Below are 19,245 nucleotides of genomic sequence, written 5' to 3'. Positions count from 1 at the left end.
CGGACGACGTCGCGCAGGAGGTGTGTCTGGCCGTGCTGACGGCCCTACCCGGGTACCGCGTCCAGGGGCGACCGTTCCTGGCGTTCGTGTACGGCATCGCGTCGCACAAGGTGATCGACGCGCACCGGGCGGCGACCCGTGACAGATCCGAGCCGGTCGCGGACGTCCCGGACGCCCTCGACGGCTCCGACGGCCCGGAGCAGCGCGCCCTGCGCGGCGAGCTCTCCGGCCAGATGGCCCGGCTGCTCGGCCAGCTCCCCGAGAAACAACGGGAGATCATCGTGTTGCGGGTCGTGGTCGGCCTTTCCCCGGAGGAGACGGCGGATGCGGTCGGTTCCACCCCGGGTGCCGTCCGGGTCGCCCAGCATCGTGCACTCGCCCGACTACGCCGAAAGATGCCCAAGGATTTCAAGGGGAATGGCTTCGAGACCGCGGCGGGGTCCGACTGGCGACCCGCACGGTGAGAGCGAGCTTCGTCGGGCTGCCTGGTAGACAGCGCCGATCAGCGCGTGCTTGGTCGGGAAGTGGTTGTAGGCCGTTGCGCACGCGCCTGCGCGTCGGAGTAGCCCGGCGGGCGGTAGTACGCCCCTGAGTCGTGCTCGTCGAGGAGCCCGGCGTAGAAGTCCGACACGTGCCCGCCCCCGCCGTGGACGCCGGTGCGGAACCAGGTCCGGGTCGGCACGGGCGGGACGTGCGAGGCCGCGTCGAGGCCGGGGCTCGCGAACGCGGGCGGCGTTGACCAGCCGTTGCGCTGATGCTCGGGCGTTGCGGCCGGGTGTGGATCCGATGACAACCCCTACCGATCGGGCGGCGCCCGCCAGCCGAGGTGGTCGTGGGTCAGCATGTGATCGACCAGCAGTTCGGTGCTCGGCCCCGCGGCCGGCTGGCTCACCACATGCCACGGCCGGTCGAGCGGGGTACCGGGAACCGGGAGTTCGACGAGCGCACCGGACTCGAGGTGGGTCGCGACGGCCTGGCGCGGGACGACCGTGACGCCCAGGCCCGCCACGGCCGCAGCCACCGCGGCACCGTGCGATCCCAGCGTCATCCGGGATGGCTCGGTCTCCAGACCGCTCAGCAGGGCCACGGTCGTCGCCCGGATCCCCGAGTCCGGCTCGCGCAGCAGCCACGTGGCCAGGGCGGGATCGAAGCCTGACGCGGCCGCCGGCGGCCCGACCACCACCAGCGTGTTCGGCCTGAGCGCTCGCACCCGTGCCTGCATCTCGATGGGCGGTCGTCCGGCGACGACGAGGTCCACCTCGTGGTGGGCGAGCATCGGCCACACCTGCCCGCGCGGCGCGACCTCCAGGCCGAGCGCGACCCCGGGATGCTCTGCGCGGAACGACGCGAGCAGCGCGGGAAGCAGGTGCTCGCCCGCCGTCGTCACGGCGGCGAGCCGGACCGTGCCGTGCTCCGGGTCCGCCTCGCCGCGGGCGGCGGCGATCGCCTCGGCGTGCAAGCCAAGAATGCGACGGGCGTAGTCGGCGTACCGCTTGCCCGCGGCCGTGAGGCGGACTCCCCGCCCGTCCCGGGCGATGAGCGGCACCCCGACCTCCGCAGCCAAGAGGCCGATCGCCGAGGACACCGAGGACTCGGTCACCACCAACCTGCTGGCGGCGGCGCGGATCGAGCCTGTGTCGGCCAGCTCGACTAAGGCGCGCAGCCGCGCGTGGGTGGTCACCGTCCCACACTGCCCGACGCACCGGCCGACGCCGCGTCGAACACGCGGCTGGCGAGCAGGTCCGGCGCCTCGATCGTGGTCAGAGCAGTGAGGTCGACCCGTGGATCGGGTTGCTCGACCAGCCGTAGCGCCTGGCGCAGCCGTGCGCGCTCCACCGCGTTGCGCACGCTGCGCGCGTTCGCGAACCAGGGCTGGCCGACCCGCCGGTCGAGGTAGGCGCGCAGTGCCCGCCGGGCCGCGGGCGAGAGGCGGTAGCCCAGCGATCCGGTCATCAGCACCCCGATCCTCTCCAGCTCGTCCACGGTGAAGTCGGGGAACGTGACGTGATGGGCGATCCGGCTCTGCATGCCGGGGTTGGCCGCGAAGAACGCGTCCATCCGGTCGGCGTAACCGGCGAGGATGACGACGAGGTCGTCGCGATGGTTCTCCATCACCTGGAGCAGGATCTCGATCGACTCGCCGCCGTAGTCGCGCTCGTTCTCGGCCTTGTAGAGGTAATACGCCTCATCGATGAACAGCACGCCGCCCATCGCCCGCTTGATCACGTCCTTGGTCTTCGGTGCGGTGTGCCCGACGTACTGCCCGACGAGGTCGTCGCGGGTGACCGTCACGAGGTGCCCCGTGCGGAGGTACCCGAGCCGGTGCAGCAGGTCAGCCATCCGCTGCGCGACCGTGGTCTTCCCCGTGCCGGGGCTGCCAGTGAAGCTCATGTGCAGGGTGGGCGGCGGCGCGTGGACGCCGAACCGAGCCCGGGTGCGGTCGACGAGCAGCAGCGCGCCGATCTCGGCGATCCGGGTCTTCACCGGCGCGAGCCCGACGAGCTCGCGGTCCAGGGTGGCGAGGACGTCGTCGATGCCGGCGTTCTGCCGGACCTCGGCCAGGTCGACGACCGTGTTGGCGGGGAGTGGACCCGGAGGCGATGCGTCCTGCGCAGCGGCCTCCCGAGGCGTCGATGCGACGGACCCGCTGCCGAAGGCGCGGCGCCCGGTCCGCGGCGCGTCCGTCATCTCAGTAGCGGTCCCCGACCGGGCGCCCCGTGGCGTAGGCGTGCGTTGTGTAGCGAATAGTGCGGTCGGGGCCCTCCTGGCGCTCGAGCCAGAAGCCCGGCTCGTCGGCGGGGCGCTGCACGATGAACGACAGCGCCGTGGTCTGTCGGCCCAGCCGCGCGTCGTAGGCGTTGAGCTTGACGTAGGTGTTCGGGTGCGCGGTGCGGCAGGCGTTGACCTCCATCAGGACGCCCGCCGGGTCGCGCAGGTCGAACATCGGCAGGCCCCACATCTCCCAGAAGCTGTTGCGGGGATGTGGGTCGTCGCTGAACTCCACCGACAGCGGCCAGCCGTTGCCCAGAGCGTAGGTGATCTGGGCGAGGATCTCGTCGTCGGTGAGGTCGGGCAGGTAGGAGAAGGTGCCCTGGGTGATGCGCATAGCAGCTCCTAGACGGTGGTCGGCGTCGCGACGACGTCCGGGGTGTCGGTGGACTCGTAGTCGAAGGTGATGTCACCCCAGGTGGCCAGCGCGACGTCGAGCGCGCGGCTGCGCTGGGCGGCCCGGCGGAGGATCTGCTCGCCCTCGGCGAGGTAGTCGGCGCCCTCGTTGCGTGCTTTGATCATGGCTTCGAGGGCGACGCGGTTGGCCTCCGCGCCCGCCGCGATCCCCATGGGGTGACCGATGGTGCCGCCGCCGAACTGCAGGACGACGTCCTCGCCGAGGTAGTGGATCAGCTGGTGCATCTGCCCGGCGTGGATCCCGCCGGAGGCCACCGGCATGACGCCGGGCATGGACGCCCACTCTTGGTCGAAGTACAGGCCCTTCACCGGGTTCGCGGGTACGGAATCCAGCCGCAGCGTGTCGTAGAAGCCCTGCACGCTGTTCGGGTCGCCCTCGAGCTTGCCGACGACGGTGCCGGCGTGGATGTGGTCGACACCGGCGAGGCGCATCCACTTGGAGATCACCCGAAAGCTCACGCCGTGGGTCTTCTGCCGGGTGTAGGTACCGTGGCCCGCCCGGTGCAGGTGGAGCAGGATGCCGCTGCGCCGGGCCCACTCGCCCATCGACTGGATCGCCGTGTAGCCGACGGTGAGGTCGATCATGACGACGACGCTGCCGAGCTCGCGGGCGAACTCCGCGCGCTCGTACATCTGCTCCATCGTGCCCGCGGTGACGTTGAGGTAGTGGCCCTTGATCTCGCCGGTTGCGGCCTGCGCCCGGTTGACCGCCTCCATGCAGAACAGGAACCGGTCGCGCCAGCGCATGAACGGCTGGGAGTTGATGTTCTCGTCGTCCTTGGTGAAGTCGAGTCCGCCGCGGAGCGCCTCGTACACCACACGGCCGTAGTTGCTGGCCGATAGGCCGAGCTTGGGCTTGGTGGTGGCTCCCAACAGCGGGCGGCCGAACTTGTTCAGGTGCTCGCGCTCCATGACGATCCCGTGTGGCGGGCCCTGGAAGGTCTTCACGTAGTGCGTGGGGATCCGCATGTCCTCGAGGCGCAGGGCTTTGAGCGGCTTGAAGCCGAACACGTTGCCGATGATCGAGCTCGTCAGGTTGGCGATCGAGCCTTCCTCGAACAGGTCGAGCTCGTAGGCGATGTAGGCGATGTACTGGCCCGGCGTGCGTTCTACCGCCTCGATCTTGTAGCACTTCGCTTGGTAGTGGGCGTAGTCGGTGAGCCGGTCGGTCCAGACGACCGTCCAGGTGGCGGTGCTGGACTCGCCCGCGACCGCGGCACCCGCCTCCTCGGGCGGGACCCCGTCCTGTGGCGTGATCCGAAAGGCGCACAGCACGTCGGTGTCCTTCGGGACGTAGTCCGGCTGCCAGTAGCCCATCTCGGCGTAGGGGATGACGCCAGCGTTCCAGCGATCGGTCATGAGCCCAATCGTGCAGCGCAACAATGAACATGTCTATCAAGAGTTATGCGGATTCACTTGGGAGATTTCCCAAGTATCGATAGCCCCCCGGACGATCCACCATGCGGGTGAGGCGGCCGGCCGGATGCCCTTCCTAGCGTGGCGCCCATGAACACGTGCAGGCAGATCGCGGCGCGGACGGTGGCGCCGGGCAAGGGCGTTCTCGCGGCCGACGAGAGCATCACGACGATGTCCGCGCGGCTGGTGACGGCGGGAGTGGAGTCGACCGCGGAGAACCGCCGGACCTACCGCGAGCTGCTCGCCACGACCCCGGACCTCGCGGCCGGGGTGTCCGGGATCATCTTCTGCGACGAGACGCTGAACCAGCGGTTCGCCGACGGCCGCCCGTTCCCCGAGGCCGTGCTGGCGCTGGGCATCCTGCCCGGCATCAAGGTCGACACGGGTGCGCGGGACTGTCCCGGTCTCCCCGGAGAGAAGATCACCGAGGGGCTGGACGGGCTGGCCGACCGGCTGGCTGGCTACGCCGGGATGGGCGCGGCGTTCGCGAAATGGCGGGCGGTCTTCCGGATCGCAGACGACGCGCCCACCGCGGCGGGGATCCGGGCGAACGCGCACGCGCTCGCCCGGTACGCCGCGGCCTGCCAGGAGGCGGGGATCGTCCCGATCGTCGAGCCCGAGGTTCTGATGGACGGTCCACACCCGCTGCAGCGCTGCGCGGAGGTGACCGCCCGGGTGCACGCTGCCGTGATCGCCGAGCTCGCGGCGTTCTCCGTCGACCCGGCCGGGATGGTGCTCAAGCCGAACATGGTGATCGAGGGGACCGAGTACCCGGCGCAGTCCCCACCGGAGGAGGTGGCGACCGCAACGACCGACATGCTGCGCGCGCTGCCGGACGACCTCGCCGGAGTCGCGTTCCTCTCCGGTGGGCAGGCCCCCGAACGGGCCACCGCGAACCTGGCCGCGATGCAGGACCACCGCACCCCGTGGCCTCTGACGTTCTCGTTCGGCCGCGCGCTGGTCGAGCCGGCTCTCTTCGCGTGGGCGGGCCACCCGGAGCGCGTCGCCGACGGGCAGGCCGCGCTGGCCCACCGGGTGACCGCGAACGCCGACGCGGTCCGCAGGCGGCTGCAGCCGCTGTGAAGGGTCAACCGTTGCCTGCGGCCGCAGCGTCCAGCACCGGCACGGTCGCGACGATGGTGGTGCCCGCACCCGGCTGCGACCGCACCTGCAGCGACCCGCCGACCAACTCGGCCCGCTCAGTCATCGACTGCATGCCGTAGCCGGGCTGCTCGTCACCCGTCCCCGTGGGGTCGAAGCCCACGCCGTCGTCCGCGACCTCCAGGCGCGCGGCCGCGCCGTGCAGGTCGAACCGCAGGCTCGCCGTGCTCGCGCGTGCGTGTTTGATGATGTTCTGCAGGCACTCCTGCGCGATGCGGTAGAGGGCGATCTCGATGTGCTCGGGCAGCCGGAGGCCGGCCAGATCGAGCTCGATTTCCAGCTGGGGGACGGACCTGGCCAGGCTCGCCAGCCCACCGGCCAGGCCCAGGTCGTCGAGCACGGGCGGGCGCAGCCCGCCGATCGCGGCGCGCGCCTCGTCCAGGGTCAGGTCGACCAGCGCGCGGGCGAGCCCGAGCTGGTGGGCCGCCTCGCCGGGGTCCGCGCGCAGCACGTTCCCGACCGTGTCCAGGTGGTAGGACAGCGTCACCAGGCGCTGCGATATGCCGTCGTGGATGTCCCCGGCGAGCCGCCGCCGCTCGGCCTCCTGCGCGCCGATCACCTGCTCGGCGAAGCGCTCGTGGGCGCGTTCGCGGGCGGCCAGCCTGCGGTGCATACGGGCCTGGTGCAAGGCGCCCGCCACCAGCCCGCCGATCACCATGAGCAGCCGGATGTCGCGCTCGGTGAACTCACGCCGCTCGACGGTGTGCACGTTGAGCACGCCGACCAGCCCCGAGGCCGCCGACGCCATCGGCACGGAGGCCATCGACGTGAAGTCGATACCGCGCAGTGCCGGGATCTGCACGTAGCGCGGATCGGACTCCTTGTGCTCGACGATCACCGCGGGCTCGCGGTGGCGGGCGACCCAGCCGGTCACCCCCGAGCCCATCGGAAGCTGGATACGCCCGACCTGCCGGTCGAAGGGCGGCGTCGCGCCGGCGAGGGTGAGCGAGCGTTCGGTGTCGTCGAGCACGTGCACGAAGCAGACGTCCGTCGCAGTGGAGTCGGTGATCAGCCGGGCCACCGCCGCGGCGAGCGGCTCCACGGACGGACCGCTGGAAGCTGCCTCGATGATGTCGAGCAGCAACGCGTTCTCCCGCGCCGGGTCGGCGGGCTCCAGCACCGGCTGGCGCTCGGTCACTGGAAGATCCCCTCGCGCAACGCGGTCGCGACGGCACCGGTCCGGTCGTTGACCCCGAGCTTACGGTAGATCGCCCGCAGATGGCTCTTCACCGTCTCGTCGCTGACGACGAGCCGCCCGGCGATCCCGCGGTTCGACAGGCCGGTGACCATCAGCGACAGCACCTCGCTCTCCCGCTGGGTGAGGCCCTGGCGGGCACCGGGCCAGAACTCGTCGCTCTGCAACCTGGCCGCGGTGTCCACGGCCCGCCCCGCCAGCCCCGCGTCGATCACGATCACCCCGGTCTGCGCGAGCTCCAGCTGGCGGACCAGATGCTCCCCGCTGATCTTCTTCAGCAGGTATCCCGAGGCTCCTGCCCGTAGCGACTGGAACAGGTACTGCTCGTCGTCATAGACCGAGAGCAGCACGACCTTGCACGCGGGGTGGCGCTCGCGCAGCGCCCGGCACAGGTCCAGCCCGCTGGCGCCCTGCATCCGGATGTCGCAGAGCACGATGTCCGGGTCGAGCCCGGCGACCACCACCATCGCCTCCTCGGCGCCGATCGCCTCCCCGACCACCCGGACCCGCCCGCGGAACTGCGCGAGCATGGCCTTGAGCCCCGCGACCACCATCTCGTGGTCATCGACCAGCACGAGGCGGATCGGTCCCGCAGCCGTCGAGGTCATGCCCCGACGATATAGCTGCAACGCCTCCTCGACCCGGAGATCACCCCCTCTTTCCTCCGTCGCGGGGGAACGCACCCGCGGGTCCGGCTCCTACCGTCGCGGACCATCCGTCGAGGAGGTGCCGTGGTCGTTCCCCCGCCCGTCGCCACGCATCCGACGCTGGTCGCATCGATGCAGCCCGCTGATTTCGCCGCCCTCGGAAGGCAGGTCCAGGAGCCGGAGTAGGCCGGGGTCGACCGCGTCCAGTGGGACGTGATGGACGGCCGGTTCGTCCCGAACCTGACCTTCGGCCCGGACATCATCGCCGCCACCCGCGGGCTGGTCGACATGCGGTTCGAGGCGCACCTGACGGCCGCCGCCCGGACCCGGTGCTGCCCTGGTGGGTCGAGGCAGGCTGCGGGATCGTCATCGTGCACGCCGAGGCCACGACTCACCTGCACCGCACGCTGGACCGGATCCGGGGGCCGGGGTACGTGCCGGGGTGCCGCTGAACACGGCGACCCCGCTCTGCGCCATCGAGCACGTCTGGGACCTCGTGGACCTGCTGCTGGTGATGACGGTCGACCGGGCTTCGGTGGGCAGCGCTACCTCGCGAGCATGCAGCCCAAGATCGCGGCCCCGCGCGGAGATCGACCGCCGAGGCCTCGACGTCGACGGCGGAATCGGTACCGCCACGATCAGGGCGGCCGCCTGGGCCGGTGCAACGGTGTTCTGAGCGGGTTCGGCCCTGTTTACCGGACCGGGCTCGATGCGCGACCGGACCGCGGCACTGCGTGCCGCCGCGACCCCGAGGGCGGCATGAGCGCCGCGCCCGCCGTCGCAGCCGAGCTCCGACAGCGACCTCGACCAGCTTGCTGACACCACCCCCTGCGCTTCCTCGCCGCCGACGCCGTGCAGGCGGCCAACAGGGGCCACCCGGGACTGCCGCTCGGGACTGCCGCTCGGGTGCCGCCCCGGCCGCGCGGGTGCTGTGGTCGCGCCACCTACGCCACGACCCGTCGCACGGGCGACCCGCGCTGGCGCATGACGTCGTGGGACACGTCCGACCTGACCACGGACGGGATCGGCCGCCGCGTCGTCGCGGGGGTCGGTGACGCCATCGGTGGCCGGGCGCCGCGATTCTGGGACCGACCGACCAGGCGGTAGGCCGGGCAGCGTCCTCACGGGGACAGATGTGGGTCGTCAGGCGGCGCCGACGCCCTGCGTGCGGCGCTCCATCAACCGCCAGATCATCGGCGTGAAGATCAGCTGCATCGCGAGGTCCATCTTGCCGCCGGGGCACACGATCGTGTTCGCCCGGGACATGAACGAGTCATGCAGCATCGCGAGGAGGTAGGAGAAGTCGATCCCGCGCGGATCGGCGAACCGGATGATGAGCATCGACTCGTCAGCGGTCGGGATCGTGCGGGCTATGAACGGGTTGGACGTGTCGACCATCGGCACCCGCTGGAAGTTGACATGGGTGCGGGAGAACTGCGGGCAGATGTAGTTCACGTAGTCGGGCATGCGCCGCAGGATGGTCTCGGTCACCGCCTCCGGGCTGTACCCCCGTTCGGCGTGGTCCCTGCGCAGCTTCTGGATCCACTCGAGGTTGATCACCGGGACGACGCCGATGAGCAGGTCGGCGTGCTGGGCGACGTCGACCTTGTCGGTGACGATCGCGCCGTGCAGGCCCTCGTAAAACAGCAGGTGCGAGCCCGCTGGCAGGTCGGTCCACGGGGTGAACGTGCCGGCGGGCTGCCCGTGTGGCGCTGCTTCGGCGTCGTCGTGCAGGTAGCTGCGGACGCGTCCGCTACCGGCCCCGCCGTAGGTCCGGAAGAGGTCCTCGAGCTCCTCGAACAGGTTCGAGTCCGGGCCGAAGTGGCTGAAGCTATGGTCCCCCCGCTCCTCCGCCTCGGCCATGCGGGCCTTCATCTCGATGCGGTCGAAGCGGTGGAAGCTGTCGCCCTCGACGGTCGCGGCGTTGATCTTCTCACGGCGGAAGATCTGCTCGAAGGCGCGCATGACGGAGGTCGTCCCGGCGCCGGAGGCACCGGTCACGGCGATGATCGGGTGCTGGGTCGACATCGTGGGCCCTCTCCTCAGGCGGACACGCGGAAGAGCCCGCGGGTGCCGTACAGCGGCGCGTCGAGCCCGCCGTCGAGCGGTTCGCGGTGGTAGGTCTCGATCCGTCCGACCTCGTCGGCCGCCCCGAAGATGAACGGGACGCGCTGGTGAAGGCCGGTCGGCACGACCTTCAGGAGGCGGTCCCGCCCGGTGCTGGCACGCCCACCGGCCTGCTCGACCAGCAACGCCACCGGGTTGGCCTCGTAGAGCAGTCGCAGCCGGCCGGGCCGTGCCGGGTCCTCGGAGTCCCGCGGGTACAGAAACACCCCACCGCGGGTGAGGATGCGGTGCGCCTCGGCGACGAGCGAGGCGACCCCCCGCATGTTGAAGTCCGTGCCACGCGGGCCGGCTCGCCCGGCGAGGCACTCGTCGACGTAGCGCCGCACCGCCGGCTCCCAGAAGCGCCGGTTCGATGCGTTGATGGCGAACTCGGTCGCTGTCGGCGGAATGCGGATCTGCTGCCGGGTCAGGACGAATTCGCCCAGCTGCGGGTCGAGGGTGAACCCGTGCACCCCCGTACCCACGGTGAGCACGAGCATCGTCGACGGGCCGTAGATCGCGTACCCGGCGCAGACCTGCTCGGTACCGGGCTGCAGGAACGCCTTCTCCGTCGGGTCCGCCCCGGCGAGATCCGGCGCGCGCAGGATCGAGAAGATGCTGCCGACCGAGACATTGACGTCGATGTTGGACGAGCCATCGAGCGGGTCGAAGGCCAGCAGGTACTTGCCGCGCGAGAAGCGGGCGGGAATCGGGTGCGGGGCCTCCAGCTCCTCGCTGACCAGCCCCGCGACCATCCCTCCCCACTCGTTGGCGCGCAAGAACAGGTCGTTCGCGATGACATCGAGCCGCTGCTGGGTCTCGCCCTGCACGTTGGTGCTCGCCTCGGCGCCGAGCACGCCGTCGAGCGCGCCGTACGACACCCGCCGGGCGATTGCCTTACAGGCCAACGCCACGTTGAGGATCAGCGAGTTCAGGTCGCCGCACATGGAGGGGTATCGGCGGCGCTCCTCGATGAGGAACCGTGTGAGCGTCGTCCGGTCGGCCAGCATGACGTTCTCCCTGCAGTCGGAGCATCGGGGGGTCGTGCCGCCAGCCTGGCGCCGCGGGGGACGCGGCCCATCCCCCCGGAGGGTGGGCCGGAGGGGGTTCCTCAGTCCCGGTTGACCAGGTCCGGCGCCGGGGTTGCGGCCACGTTCTGCCTGGTCGAGGAGGTCCGCCACTTCTTGCGCAGGAACGCGCCCTGCAGCCCGGCCTCGCGCATCAGTCGCTCGACCCGTCTACGGGAGAGGCACACGCCCCGGCGACGGTATCGATCTGGCGAAGCAGGTGCACTGGGTGGTGGCGCGCACTGCCGACGGGATCACCGTGCTGAACCGGAAGCTGGACAACTCCGCACCGGCGATCGCCGAGCTGATCTGGGAGCTGGAGGCGTTGAGGGTTCATGGTGCCGTGACGGTCGGGATCGACGTGCTGGGCGGCATCGCAGGCTTAATCACCGCGATGCTGACCTCGGCCGGCTTCCGGTGCGTGCCTGTGCCGGGGCTGGCGGTCAACCGGGCCCGGCGGGCGACACGTGGCGGGGAGAACAAGAGCGATCCACGCGATGCGCGGGTGATCGCCGACCAGATCGGATGCGTGATGACCTGCGAGTCATCGTCTCGACCCGACCAGCAAGGCGTTCTACAAGCGCAAACGCAGCGAGGGGAAGAGCCACCACCAGGCCGTCTTTGCTCTGGCTCGACGGCGGATCAACGTCCTGCACGCCATCCTGCGCACCCGACAACCCAACGACTCCGAACACGCTGCCGCGGCTTGACACGAGCATCGGGCTGCCGCCTCCGGCGGCGCGGGCCGGCCACGCCGGCCCCGCTCGGCTCGCCCGCTCCTGCCTCCGGCCCGCGTGCGGCCGGCGTCGAGCTACCCGGCCGCCACCCTAGATCGACGCCGATCCACGAGCGTACGTCAGACCTCTGCAGATGCCGCCGAAACTCAGGAGCCGGCACGGCGCAGCCACAGCGCGGTGGCTCTCATCAAGCCGAGACGGCTGCCCGGGTCGCGCAGGTCCAGTCCGGTGAGCCGACGGATGTTGTAGAGCCGGTACCGGAGGCTGCTGGGATGAATACTGAGCCTCTGCGCGGTCATGTTCATGTCGTCGGCGCTGCGCAGGTAGGTCGCGAGGGTGCGCACCAGCTCCCCACCATACTCGACGTCATGGGCGATCAGCGGGCCCAGCCAACGCTGAATGTAGGCGTCCGGCCGCGACGCGAGCCCGGTCCCTCCATCAGGCCCCTGTGGCCGAACACCCGAGAACGTGCCGCCATCTGGGTCGGTACGTCCCCGGGGCTCAGCGTCGGTTGCCGCCCTATCCGGGCCGATGGGGTACTGGTTGGTGAACTCGACGTCGTCGATCAGAACACGCGGGTGGGTCTTCACGAGGTCGACCAACATCCAGCCGTACTCCTCGAAGTCGTAGACACACAAGATCGCCGCAGGTCGCCTCTCGGCGTAAGCGTTGAGTGAGATCTCGTACTCGACCAGCGCGTCACTGCCCGGTAGCTGGGGGCTCCACCAGCGGGCCTCCGCGGCGAGCCGCGAGAAGTCGTATCCCCGGTCGTGCGCTTCGGCGATGACATCGGACCAGAACGTCAGCATGGCCGGGACGGAGAAGTAGTCCGGGGAAAACTGCGGATCACCCGCCCCGAGGACGGTCAGCTGGCCCCCCGCCTGCACGCGCTCCAGATCTAGCGTCGGGAGGATCGAACGCACAGCCGCCCAGGGCTCTTGCTCCTCCATACCGACCAGGCAGTTGTGGCCGGCGGCCAGCCCCTCGCCGAGGAAGGCCCGCAACACGGCATCGCGTTGAGTTCGGCCGTCCACCAGCGCGCAGATGTGGTCGCCGGATTCAACCCGCAACACCGCACCGGACCTGACGTGATCCGCCATGCGCTCGTCCCCTCCATTGCGCCGGGCCACAGTCCGCCGTCCCCCCGGCTTCACAACCGTAGATGCCGCAGCACCAGCTGCCGCGTGTCCACAGCCATGCGAGACATCGCGCCCTGCAGCCTCGGGCGGCAGGATTTCCGGAGCGCCTCCACTCAACGCCCCGAACAGGAACCGGGCTCCGCCCGAACCCGGAACCGCTCAGAGATCAGGGGGAGTGCGGTGGGTGGTGATCTCCTCACGCGCGCCGAGACGGCTGCCAGCCCGAGGGGTGGGGCACAAGGCGGGAAGACGTACCTTGCACCCCACCCCTCGGCCCGGCAGGGACGAGCCCGCGCCGATGGTCTGCAGCTCGCCGCGGGCCAGCATCGGCTTCAGGGTCGACGCCGCGTCGATCGCGCCCTCGGCGGCACCCGCACCGACCAGGGTGTGCGCCCTCGGCGGCTGTACAGCTCGGAAGTACAGCTACGCCAGCTGCTGTTGACTACCGTCACCAACCTCGATCAGCCTTCTAACCTGCTGATATACCTCCATCAACCTCGCCGCCCATAGTTCACACCGAAGCGGTCACTGGTTCGATCCCAGGATCGCGACCTCTGGTGCGGGGTCGTTCCTACGCCCAGCCGGCCCGTGCAGGACGCCATCTCAGATCGACGAGTTCGAGGGCGGCGAGGGCTGAGCATCTGTGCCACACCGCCCATGGTTTGAGCTGGCGGGTGGGGATGATCCTTGCGCCTTGTTCGTTCCCTGCCGTGCTGCACAACAGGGAACGCGTCGCTCCGAGCTCCTCGATGGGGAGTGCTTTTGCCACGATCGGTGATGGTGTTCGTCAGCTGAGGGGAGGGGCAGCTGGGCTGAGCCCGAGTGCCGACGCTGGATCCGAAGGTCGAGCGTCGGCGGCAGGTGAAGATCGTTGTGGTCCCAAAGCGGTCCCAAATGATCTCTGCGCGTGATCATGGCTTGATCGACTTCGATCGTTGGCCGTGGAGCATGCTCGGGGCGTATCCGCTGGTAGAAACGCCGGAGGCCGGTACCCCGTCGAACGGTACCGGCCTCCGACTTGCGTCGGGACGACAGGATTTGAACCTGCGACCCCTTGACCCCCAGTCAAGTGCGCTACCAAGCTGCGCCACGTCCCGAGCCGCCCCCAGCGGGGCTCGATCAGCTTACCGCACTGCTGATCGGGCTCCGCATCGGCCCGTTCGTGCCGCCCCCCACCTCGTCGGCGAGCGCACTGCCGGCGGCGATCACGGCGTGGCACCGCCGTGAAGGCCGTACCCAGTGTCGCGGGGGAGATCGTCTGCGGCCACCACCCTCGGTCGCCCGACGCGAGGCGACTTTCGTGGGTACCCGCGGGTAACCCGTGTCACACCGAGGGCCAGGCGCGCTGGGCCGGGCGCAGCTTCTCGTAGGCCAGGGCGGCAGCCAGCACGCCGGCGTCGTCGAAGCGCCTTCCGACGATCTGCAGGCCGATCGGGAGGCCGCCCGCGGTGTAGCCACAGTTCACCGAGACGGCGGGCTGCCCGGACATGTTGAACGGCAGGCTGGTGGCGATGTGCTCGAAGGGGCGCTGCGGGTCGTCGAAGACGGACCCGTACTCCACCGGGAACGGCGGGATGGGGGCCGTGGGCAGGAGCAGGTGATCCAGCTCCGCCAGGGCGCGGTTCGCGGCGACGGCCATCGCGTCGATCTGGCCGAAGCCGTGGAAGACCTCGGCGCCGGTCATCGTCTCGCCGCTCGCGGCCCATTCGGTGATCGCGGGCAGGACGGCGCGGCAGCGCTCGGGGAGCTTCGCCAGGTCGGCGAAGGCGCGGGCGCGCCAGAAGCGGTCGATCCCGTCGAGCATGTCGCGGGTCATGAACGGCTCCGCCGGGGTGACGACGGCGCCCGCGGCCTCGAACACGCGGGCGGCGGCCTCGACGGCGGCGCGAATCTCGGGGTCGGTGTCCAACGCCGTCCCCACGGACGAGAGCAGCCCGATCCGCAGGCCGCGGACGTCGCCGGGGGAGTCCGGCCAGTCGATCTCGGCGGCGGGCAGCGCGGTGTGGTCGCGCGGGTCCGGCACCCCGATCACGGACATCAGCAGCGACGCGTCCGCCGCCGTCCGGCACATCGGGCCGATCACGCGGCCGATGTAGGGCGGATCGACGGGCACCCGGCCGAACGTCGGCTTCAGCCCGACGATCCCGTTCCATCCTGACGGCTGCCGGACCGAGCCGCCGAGGTCTGTGCCGAGGTGCAGCGGTCCATACCCCGCCGCGGCCGCGGCGGCCCCGGAGCTGGAGCCGCCGGGCGTGCGGGTGAGGTCCCAGGGGTTGCGGGTGACCGGGTGGAAGGACGACTGGCTGGAGCCGAGCATGCCGTAGTCCGGCATGGTCGTCTTGGTCACGATCACGGCACCCGCCTCGCGGAGCCGGGCGGCCGCCGGGGCGTCGGCTGCGGCCGGCTGCAGGACGGTGGCGGCGGTTCCGAGCGGGGACGGCGTGCCGCGGGTGGCGATGTTCTCCTTGATCGTCACGGGCACGCCGTCGAGGGCGCCGATCGGTGCACCGTCCGCCCAGCGCTTCTCGGACTCCCGCGCGGCGGTTCGGGCACCCTCCGGATCCGGGGCGTAGGTCGCGCGCAGCCTCGGCTCGTCGGCGGCCATCCGCTCGAGGACCGAGTCGAGCACCTCGGTGGGGGACAGCGTGCGGGCACGGTAGCCGTCGAGCAGTTCGCGAGCGGTGAGATCGGCGGCTACGGACACCGGTACCTCCTGCTCAACGGGCTGCGACGGGTTCGGGCTCGGCGAGCTCCGAGACGGCCAGACGATCCGGCGGGGCGTCCCCGGGCCGCGCCAGCGAGACCACGCCCGTGAGCGCGAGGTTCACCGCCAGCGCGAGCGCTCCGGCGTTGATCCCGTTCCACGGGTCGTTCCCCGTGACCATCAGTACCACCACGACGAGGATCCCGACGGCCATCCCGGCGACCCCGCCCACCAGCGACATCCGCCGCCACACCAGTGCAATCACGACGAGGGGGAGCAGCTGCGCGAGCCCCTCGTAGGAGATCACCGACAAGCGGACCAGTGCGTTCGGGAAGAGGTAGGTCATGCCGAGCGCCAGACCGCCCGCGACGAGCGTGACGACCTGCGAGAGCTGCCGGGGCCGGCTCGCGGTGCGGTGGTGCAGGCTGAACACCGAGCGGCCCCACATGGTGCCGATCACCAGCATGAACACCGCCATCGGCACGATCGCGGACAGCGCGCCGGCGGCCCCGACGATCCCCAGCAGCCACGCCGGCATCGTCGTCCGGATCATCTCGAACATCGCGAGATTGGAATCCCTCAGGCCCGGGACGACGAACGTCGCGGCCAGGCCCAACAGCACCGGCACGAACAGCAGCACCTGGTAGACGGGCAGGATGACGGCGTTGCGGCGCAGCGTCTGGGCCGAGCGGGCGCCGAGGAAGCCGGCGACCGTCGTCGGCAGGACACTGTAGACGGCCCCGTTGAGGAGCGCGGTCGAGATGAACCAGGCGAGGCCGTAGGTCGCGGAGTTCGGGCCGGGCATCGTGAGCCAGTCGGTGCGTTCGGAGGCGACGCGCGCGAACAGCCCGCCGTAGCCGCCGAAGAAGCGCAGCGGCACGTAGACGAAGACGACGGCGAGCGTGACCCCGACGGTCACGTCCTTGAGCACGGACACCCAGGCGCTCCCGCGCAGCCCGCCGGCCAGGATGAAGACCTCCGACACGACGAAGGCGACGAGGTACGCGACGCCGAGCCCGATGGCTCCGTAGCTCACGCTCGCGACGACCGTGCCCATGCCGGTGATCTGCAGCTGGATGTAGGGGAGCAGGAAGACGGTGGCGGCGACGGTGAGCAGCGCGCCCAGCCAGGGCGCGCCGAACCGGTGGGAGACGATGTCGGTGATGTTGTGCAGACCGTGGCGGTGCGCGTAGTTCCACAGCAGCGGCCCCACGACGTAGCTCGCCGCCATCCCGATCGTCAGGTAGGCGACGACGTAGAGCGCCGAGACCCCGTGCGCATACGACCAGCCCGCCGCGCCGAGGTAGCTGAAGGTCGTGTAGGTCTCGCCGGCCATCAGCACCAGGGTCATGACGAGCCCGAGGCTCCGGCCGCCGATCGACCACTCGGCGAGGTCCTTCCTGTCCCGGCCGCGGCCGGCCCGGACGCCGAGCACGCAGGCGGCGACCATGAACAGTGCCAGGATCCCGACGGAGACAACGGCGTTCACCGCGCGTCCCGCCCCCGCTGTCTGCCCTGTTCACGCCTTCGCGCCGCCGCCCAGACCGGGTCGCCCTTCGCCGCCAGCCGGACGAACACCGGCGCCAGCAGCGTCGCGAGGAGCAGCCAGAACAACAGGAACGGCATCCCGAGCACGACCGGATCGACGCGGTTCGTGAACGGGAGCAGCCCGCAGAACATCACGGGTGGGCCGAGCAACCACCAGAGGGATCGTCTCGACGCGGATCGTTCACGGGTGGCTGCCATGCGTGCCAGGTTGCGCCTTCGGCGCCTGCGCACGGAAATCGTGCCCGCTCCGAGGACCACCGCTCACGCACGGGCTGACGTGCCGGCGCACAGGTCGGAACCTGTGCGCGGACCCGCGAACGTGTGCGTGAGCGGCGTCGGGTGCCCTCAGGACGTGTGGTGGACCTCCTGGAGGCCGTAGACCGGGGTGTCGATGCCCTCGGCGCGGGCCTTGAGCTGCAGGGCGAGGTAGAGCGAGTAGTGGCGGGACTGGTGCAGGTTCCCGCCGTGGAACCAGAGGCCCTCCTGCCGGGTGGGCTTCCACATGTTGCGCTGTTCGCCCTCCCAGGGGCCCGGGTCCTTGGTGGTGTCCGAGCCGAGGCCCCACACCTTGCCGACCTTGTCCGCGACCTCCTGGCTGATCAGGTCCGCCGCCCAGCCGTTCATGGACCCGTAGCCGGTGGCGTAGACGACGAGGTCCGCCTCCAGCTCCGTGCCGTCGGTGAGCCTGACCGTGCGCGGGGTCAGCTCGGCGACCTGACCCTGTATCAGCCGGACGTCCCCGTTCGCGACGAGGTCCGCGGCACCGACGTCGATGTAGTAGCCCGAGCCGCGGCGCAGGTACTTCATGAACAGGCCGGAGTCGTCGTCGCCCCAGTCGTGCCGGAAGCCGGCGCCCTCGAGCCGGTCGTAGAACTCCTGGTCCCGTTCCTTGATCGCCGCGTACACCGGCTGCTGGAACGTGTGCATGATCCGGTACGGCAGCGACGCGAAGATCAGGTCCGCCTTCTGCGTCGTCACCCCCGACGCGACGGCGCGCTCCGAGTAGAGGTCGCCGAGCCCGAGGTCCATCAGCGAGTCCGACTTCACGATGTGCGTCGACGAGCGCTGCACCATCGTGACGTCCGCGCCCACCTCCCAGAGTGCCCCGCAGATGTCGAACGCCGAGTTGTTCGACCCGACGACCACGACCTTCCTGCCCTTGTAGGCGTCCGGGCCGGGGTGCGCGGAGCTGTGGTGCTGCTCGCCCTCGAAGACGTCCTGGCCGGGGAGCTCGGGCACGTTCGGCTTGCCGGACATGCCGGTGGCCAGCACGAGCTGCTTCGGGGTGAGGACGACCTCCTCGCCGTCGCGGTCCAGGACGACGGTCCACTCCTTGGTGGTCTCGTCGTACGTCGCGGACGTGCAGGTGGTGGAGGGCCAGTAGTTGACCTCCATGACCTTCGTGTAGAACTCGAGCCAGTCCGCGATCTTGTCCTTCGGCGCGAAGACCGGCCAGTTGCGCGGGAAGTCCAGGTACGGCAGGTGGTCGTACCAGACGGGATCGTGCAGGCACAGCGACTTGTAACGGCCGCGCCACTGGTCCCCGGGCCGGGCGTACCGGTCGACGACGACGTGCGGCACCCCGAGCTGCTTCAGCCGGGCGCCGAGCGCGATGCCGCCCTGGCCGCCGCCGATCACGACGACGTACGGCTGGCGGGTCCGGCCCATCTCGGTCAGCTCGGCCTCCCGCGCCTCGCTCCACGTCACCCGGCCGCGGTTGGCGCCGTGCTCGGCGCCCATCGGGCGGTTGTCGCCCTGCGGCTCCTCGTGCCCCTTGAGCTCGTAGAGCGTGGTGAGGAGGGTCCAGGCGCCCTCGTCGTTGAGTCGCAGGTGCCCGCGGGCCCGCCCGACCGCCGTCTCGAACCCGATCCAGGCGTCGACGACGCCGTCCGCCTCGGTGGGCTCCTCGGTGGTGTGGAAGCCCCGCGCGTCCGTCGTGTCCATGGTGGCGCGCAGCAGGTCCGCGACGCCCTCCCGGTTCTCCACGGTCTTGAGGTTCCAGGTGAACGCCACGAGATCGCGCCAGAACGAGGTGGTCGCGAACAGTCCGGCCGCGCGCTCGGCGTCCCGGTCGGCCAGCGCCGCCTCGAAGTCCGCGAGCCACGTGTCGACCCGCTCGCGCGCCGGCGTCGGCCGCTCCTGCCCCGGCACCGGTTCGAGGGTCTGGGTCATGTGAGGACCTCCCTGTCCGTGATCCCTGCCTTGCTCGGCAACACAGGGACGCCGTCGTCGGTGACGGCGTCCTGGGACAAGACAACGGGGTTCCGGCGCGATCGGGAAGGGTTGCACCACGGTTGCACCCCGGAAACGTCGTCAGACCGCACTCCGCCCGGTGTGGA

At 70.6% G+C, this 19,245-nt stretch carries 15 protein-coding genes, 1 tRNA gene and 3 pseudogenes; 5 read left to right on the top strand and 14 right to left on the bottom strand.

Annotation, left to right across the window (positions count from 1 at the left end; genetic code table 11):
- On the top strand, positions 1 to 464 hold a 464-nt coding region (gene shbA / locus JWP64_RS28310; protein WP_297503056.1), incomplete at its 5' end, for an RNA polymerase sigma factor ShbA.
- A gap of 332 nt (positions 465 to 796) precedes the next feature.
- On the opposite strand, the gene JWP64_RS28305 is transcribed toward shbA, so the two are convergent.
- Genes JWP64_RS28305 through JWP64_RS28290 form a run of 4 tightly spaced genes read right to left on the bottom strand, consistent with a single transcriptional unit; the run spans position 797 to position 4,545 of the window.
- Positions 797 to 1,681, bottom strand: coding sequence for a LysR substrate-binding domain-containing protein (locus JWP64_RS28305; protein ID WP_297503054.1), 885 nt, complete (start codon positions 1,679 to 1,681; stop codon positions 797 to 799).
- Positions 1,678 to 2,688, bottom strand: a complete 1,011-nt coding sequence (cbbX, locus tag JWP64_RS28300; RefSeq protein WP_297503053.1) for a CbbX protein — start codon at positions 2,686 to 2,688, stop codon at positions 1,678 to 1,680. The genes JWP64_RS28305 and cbbX overlap by 4 nt, the downstream gene beginning before the upstream one ends.
- A gap of 1 nt (position 2,689) precedes the next feature.
- Entirely contained in the window at positions 2,690 to 3,106 is a 417-nt protein-coding gene (locus JWP64_RS28295) for a ribulose bisphosphate carboxylase small subunit (RefSeq protein WP_297503051.1), read from the bottom strand.
- Between the two features lie 8 nt (positions 3,107 to 3,114).
- A complete protein-coding gene (locus JWP64_RS28290) occupies positions 3,115 to 4,545 on the bottom strand; it encodes a form I ribulose bisphosphate carboxylase large subunit (RefSeq protein ID WP_297503049.1) in 1,431 nt (476 codons plus the stop codon).
- 147 nt (positions 4,546 to 4,692) lie between these two features.
- On the opposite strand from JWP64_RS28290, the gene JWP64_RS28285 reads away from it, so the two are divergent.
- The gene (locus JWP64_RS28285) at positions 4,693 to 5,685 is read left to right on the top strand and encodes a class I fructose-bisphosphate aldolase (RefSeq protein ID WP_297503047.1); all 993 of its coding nucleotides are present in this window, start codon (positions 4,693 to 4,695) and stop codon (positions 5,683 to 5,685) included.
- Positions 5,686 to 5,689: 4 nt separating this feature from the next.
- Here the strand turns inward: JWP64_RS28285 and JWP64_RS28280 are convergent, their stop codons facing one another.
- Positions 5,690 to 6,901: a GAF domain-containing sensor histidine kinase gene (locus JWP64_RS28280; protein ID WP_297503045.1), complete on the bottom strand. Its 1,212-nt coding sequence runs from the start codon at positions 6,899 to 6,901 to the stop codon at positions 5,690 to 5,692.
- On the bottom strand, positions 6,898 to 7,566 hold the full coding sequence (locus tag JWP64_RS28275; RefSeq protein WP_297503044.1) for a response regulator transcription factor: 669 nt from the start codon (positions 7,564 to 7,566) through the stop codon (positions 6,898 to 6,900). The genes JWP64_RS28280 and JWP64_RS28275 overlap by 4 nt, the downstream gene beginning before the upstream one ends.
- Positions 7,567 to 7,821: 255 nt before the next feature.
- Between JWP64_RS28275 and JWP64_RS31730 the strand changes: the two are divergent.
- Positions 7,822 to 8,281: pseudogene (locus JWP64_RS31730) on the top strand (hypothetical protein).
- Between the two features lie 467 nt (positions 8,282 to 8,748).
- On the opposite strand, the gene JWP64_RS28265 reads toward JWP64_RS31730, so the two are convergent.
- Together JWP64_RS28265 and JWP64_RS28260 are read right to left on the bottom strand one after the other, a co-directional pair.
- Positions 8,749 to 9,633 carry a phosphoribulokinase gene (locus JWP64_RS28265; RefSeq protein WP_297503040.1) on the bottom strand — a complete coding sequence of 295 codons (885 nt, stop codon included), beginning with the start codon at positions 9,631 to 9,633 and terminating at the stop codon, positions 8,749 to 8,751.
- A 14-nt stretch (positions 9,634 to 9,647) separates the two neighbouring features.
- Positions 9,648 to 10,721, bottom strand: a complete 1,074-nt coding sequence (locus tag JWP64_RS28260; protein WP_297503038.1) for a class 1 fructose-bisphosphatase — start codon at positions 10,719 to 10,721, stop codon at positions 9,648 to 9,650.
- Positions 10,722 to 10,980: 259 nt separating this feature from the next.
- Here JWP64_RS28260 and JWP64_RS31725 point away from each other — a divergent pair.
- Both JWP64_RS31725 and JWP64_RS28255 read left to right on the top strand, forming a co-directional pair.
- Positions 10,981 to 11,301 (top strand): annotated as a pseudogene (locus JWP64_RS31725) (transposase); the annotation flags it as partial.
- 31 nt (positions 11,302 to 11,332) lie between these two features.
- A pseudogene (locus tag JWP64_RS28255) lies at positions 11,333 to 11,488 on the top strand (IS110 family transposase); the annotation flags it as partial.
- Positions 11,489 to 11,661: 173 nt separating this feature from the next.
- On the opposite strand, the gene JWP64_RS28250 reads toward JWP64_RS28255, so the two are convergent.
- From JWP64_RS28250 to JWP64_RS28225, 6 genes are all read right to left on the bottom strand, one after another.
- Positions 11,662 to 12,615, bottom strand: coding sequence for an MEDS domain-containing protein (locus tag JWP64_RS28250; RefSeq protein WP_297503036.1), 954 nt, complete (start codon positions 12,613 to 12,615; stop codon positions 11,662 to 11,664).
- Between the two features lie 1,062 nt (positions 12,616 to 13,677).
- Positions 13,678 to 13,751: transfer RNA gene (locus tag JWP64_RS28245), tRNA-Pro, on the bottom strand.
- Between the two features lie 227 nt (positions 13,752 to 13,978).
- On the bottom strand, positions 13,979 to 15,358 hold the full coding sequence (locus tag JWP64_RS28240) for an amidase (RefSeq protein WP_297503034.1): 1,380 nt from the start codon (positions 15,356 to 15,358) through the stop codon (positions 13,979 to 13,981).
- A 13-nt stretch (positions 15,359 to 15,371) separates the two neighbouring features.
- A complete protein-coding gene (locus tag JWP64_RS28235) occupies positions 15,372 to 16,847 on the bottom strand; it encodes a sodium:solute symporter (protein ID WP_297503032.1) in 1,476 nt (491 codons plus the stop codon).
- Positions 16,844 to 17,104, bottom strand: a complete 261-nt coding sequence (locus tag JWP64_RS28230) for a DUF3311 domain-containing protein (protein ID WP_297503031.1) — start codon at positions 17,102 to 17,104, stop codon at positions 16,844 to 16,846. Before JWP64_RS28230 ends, JWP64_RS28235 begins: the two co-directional genes overlap by 4 nt.
- 147 nt (positions 17,105 to 17,251) lie before the next feature.
- A complete protein-coding gene (locus JWP64_RS28225; protein WP_297503029.1) occupies positions 17,252 to 19,078 on the bottom strand; it encodes an NAD(P)/FAD-dependent oxidoreductase in 1,827 nt (608 codons plus the stop codon).
- Positions 19,079 to 19,245: the final 167 nt, after the last annotated feature.

The sequence above is a fragment of the Pseudonocardia sp. genome, assembly GCF_025465255.1.
GTDB lineage: Bacteria > Actinomycetota > Actinomycetes > Mycobacteriales > Pseudonocardiaceae > Pseudonocardia.
This window is presented reverse-complemented; position numbering and strand designations above follow the sequence as displayed.

Coding starts and splice junctions, on each gene's coding strand:
- cbbX (WP_297503053.1), bottom strand. CDS start 2,688: ATGACGGACGCGCCGCGGACCGGGCGCCGCGCCTTCGGCAGCGGGTCC.
- JWP64_RS28295 (WP_297503051.1), bottom strand. CDS start 3,106: ATGCGCATCACCCAGGGCACCTTCTCCTACCTGCCCGACCTCACCGAC.
- JWP64_RS28290 (WP_297503049.1), bottom strand. CDS start 4,545: ATGACCGATCGCTGGAACGCTGGCGTCATCCCCTACGCCGAGATGGGC.
- JWP64_RS28285 (WP_297503047.1), top strand. CDS start 4,693: ATGAACACGTGCAGGCAGATCGCGGCGCGGACGGTGGCGCCGGGCAAG.
- JWP64_RS28275 (WP_297503044.1), bottom strand. CDS start 7,566: ATGACCTCGACGGCTGCGGGACCGATCCGCCTCGTGCTGGTCGATGAC.
- JWP64_RS28265 (WP_297503040.1), bottom strand. CDS start 9,633: ATGTCGACCCAGCACCCGATCATCGCCGTGACCGGTGCCTCCGGCGCC.
- JWP64_RS28260 (WP_297503038.1), bottom strand. CDS start 10,721: ATGCTGGCCGACCGGACGACGCTCACACGGTTCCTCATCGAGGAGCGC.
- JWP64_RS28250 (WP_297503036.1), bottom strand. CDS start 12,615: ATGGCGGATCACGTCAGGTCCGGTGCGGTGTTGCGGGTTGAATCCGGC.
- JWP64_RS28230 (WP_297503031.1), bottom strand. CDS start 17,104: ATGGCAGCCACCCGTGAACGATCCGCGTCGAGACGATCCCTCTGGTGG.
- JWP64_RS28225 (WP_297503029.1), bottom strand. CDS start 19,078: ATGACCCAGACCCTCGAACCGGTGCCGGGGCAGGAGCGGCCGACGCCG.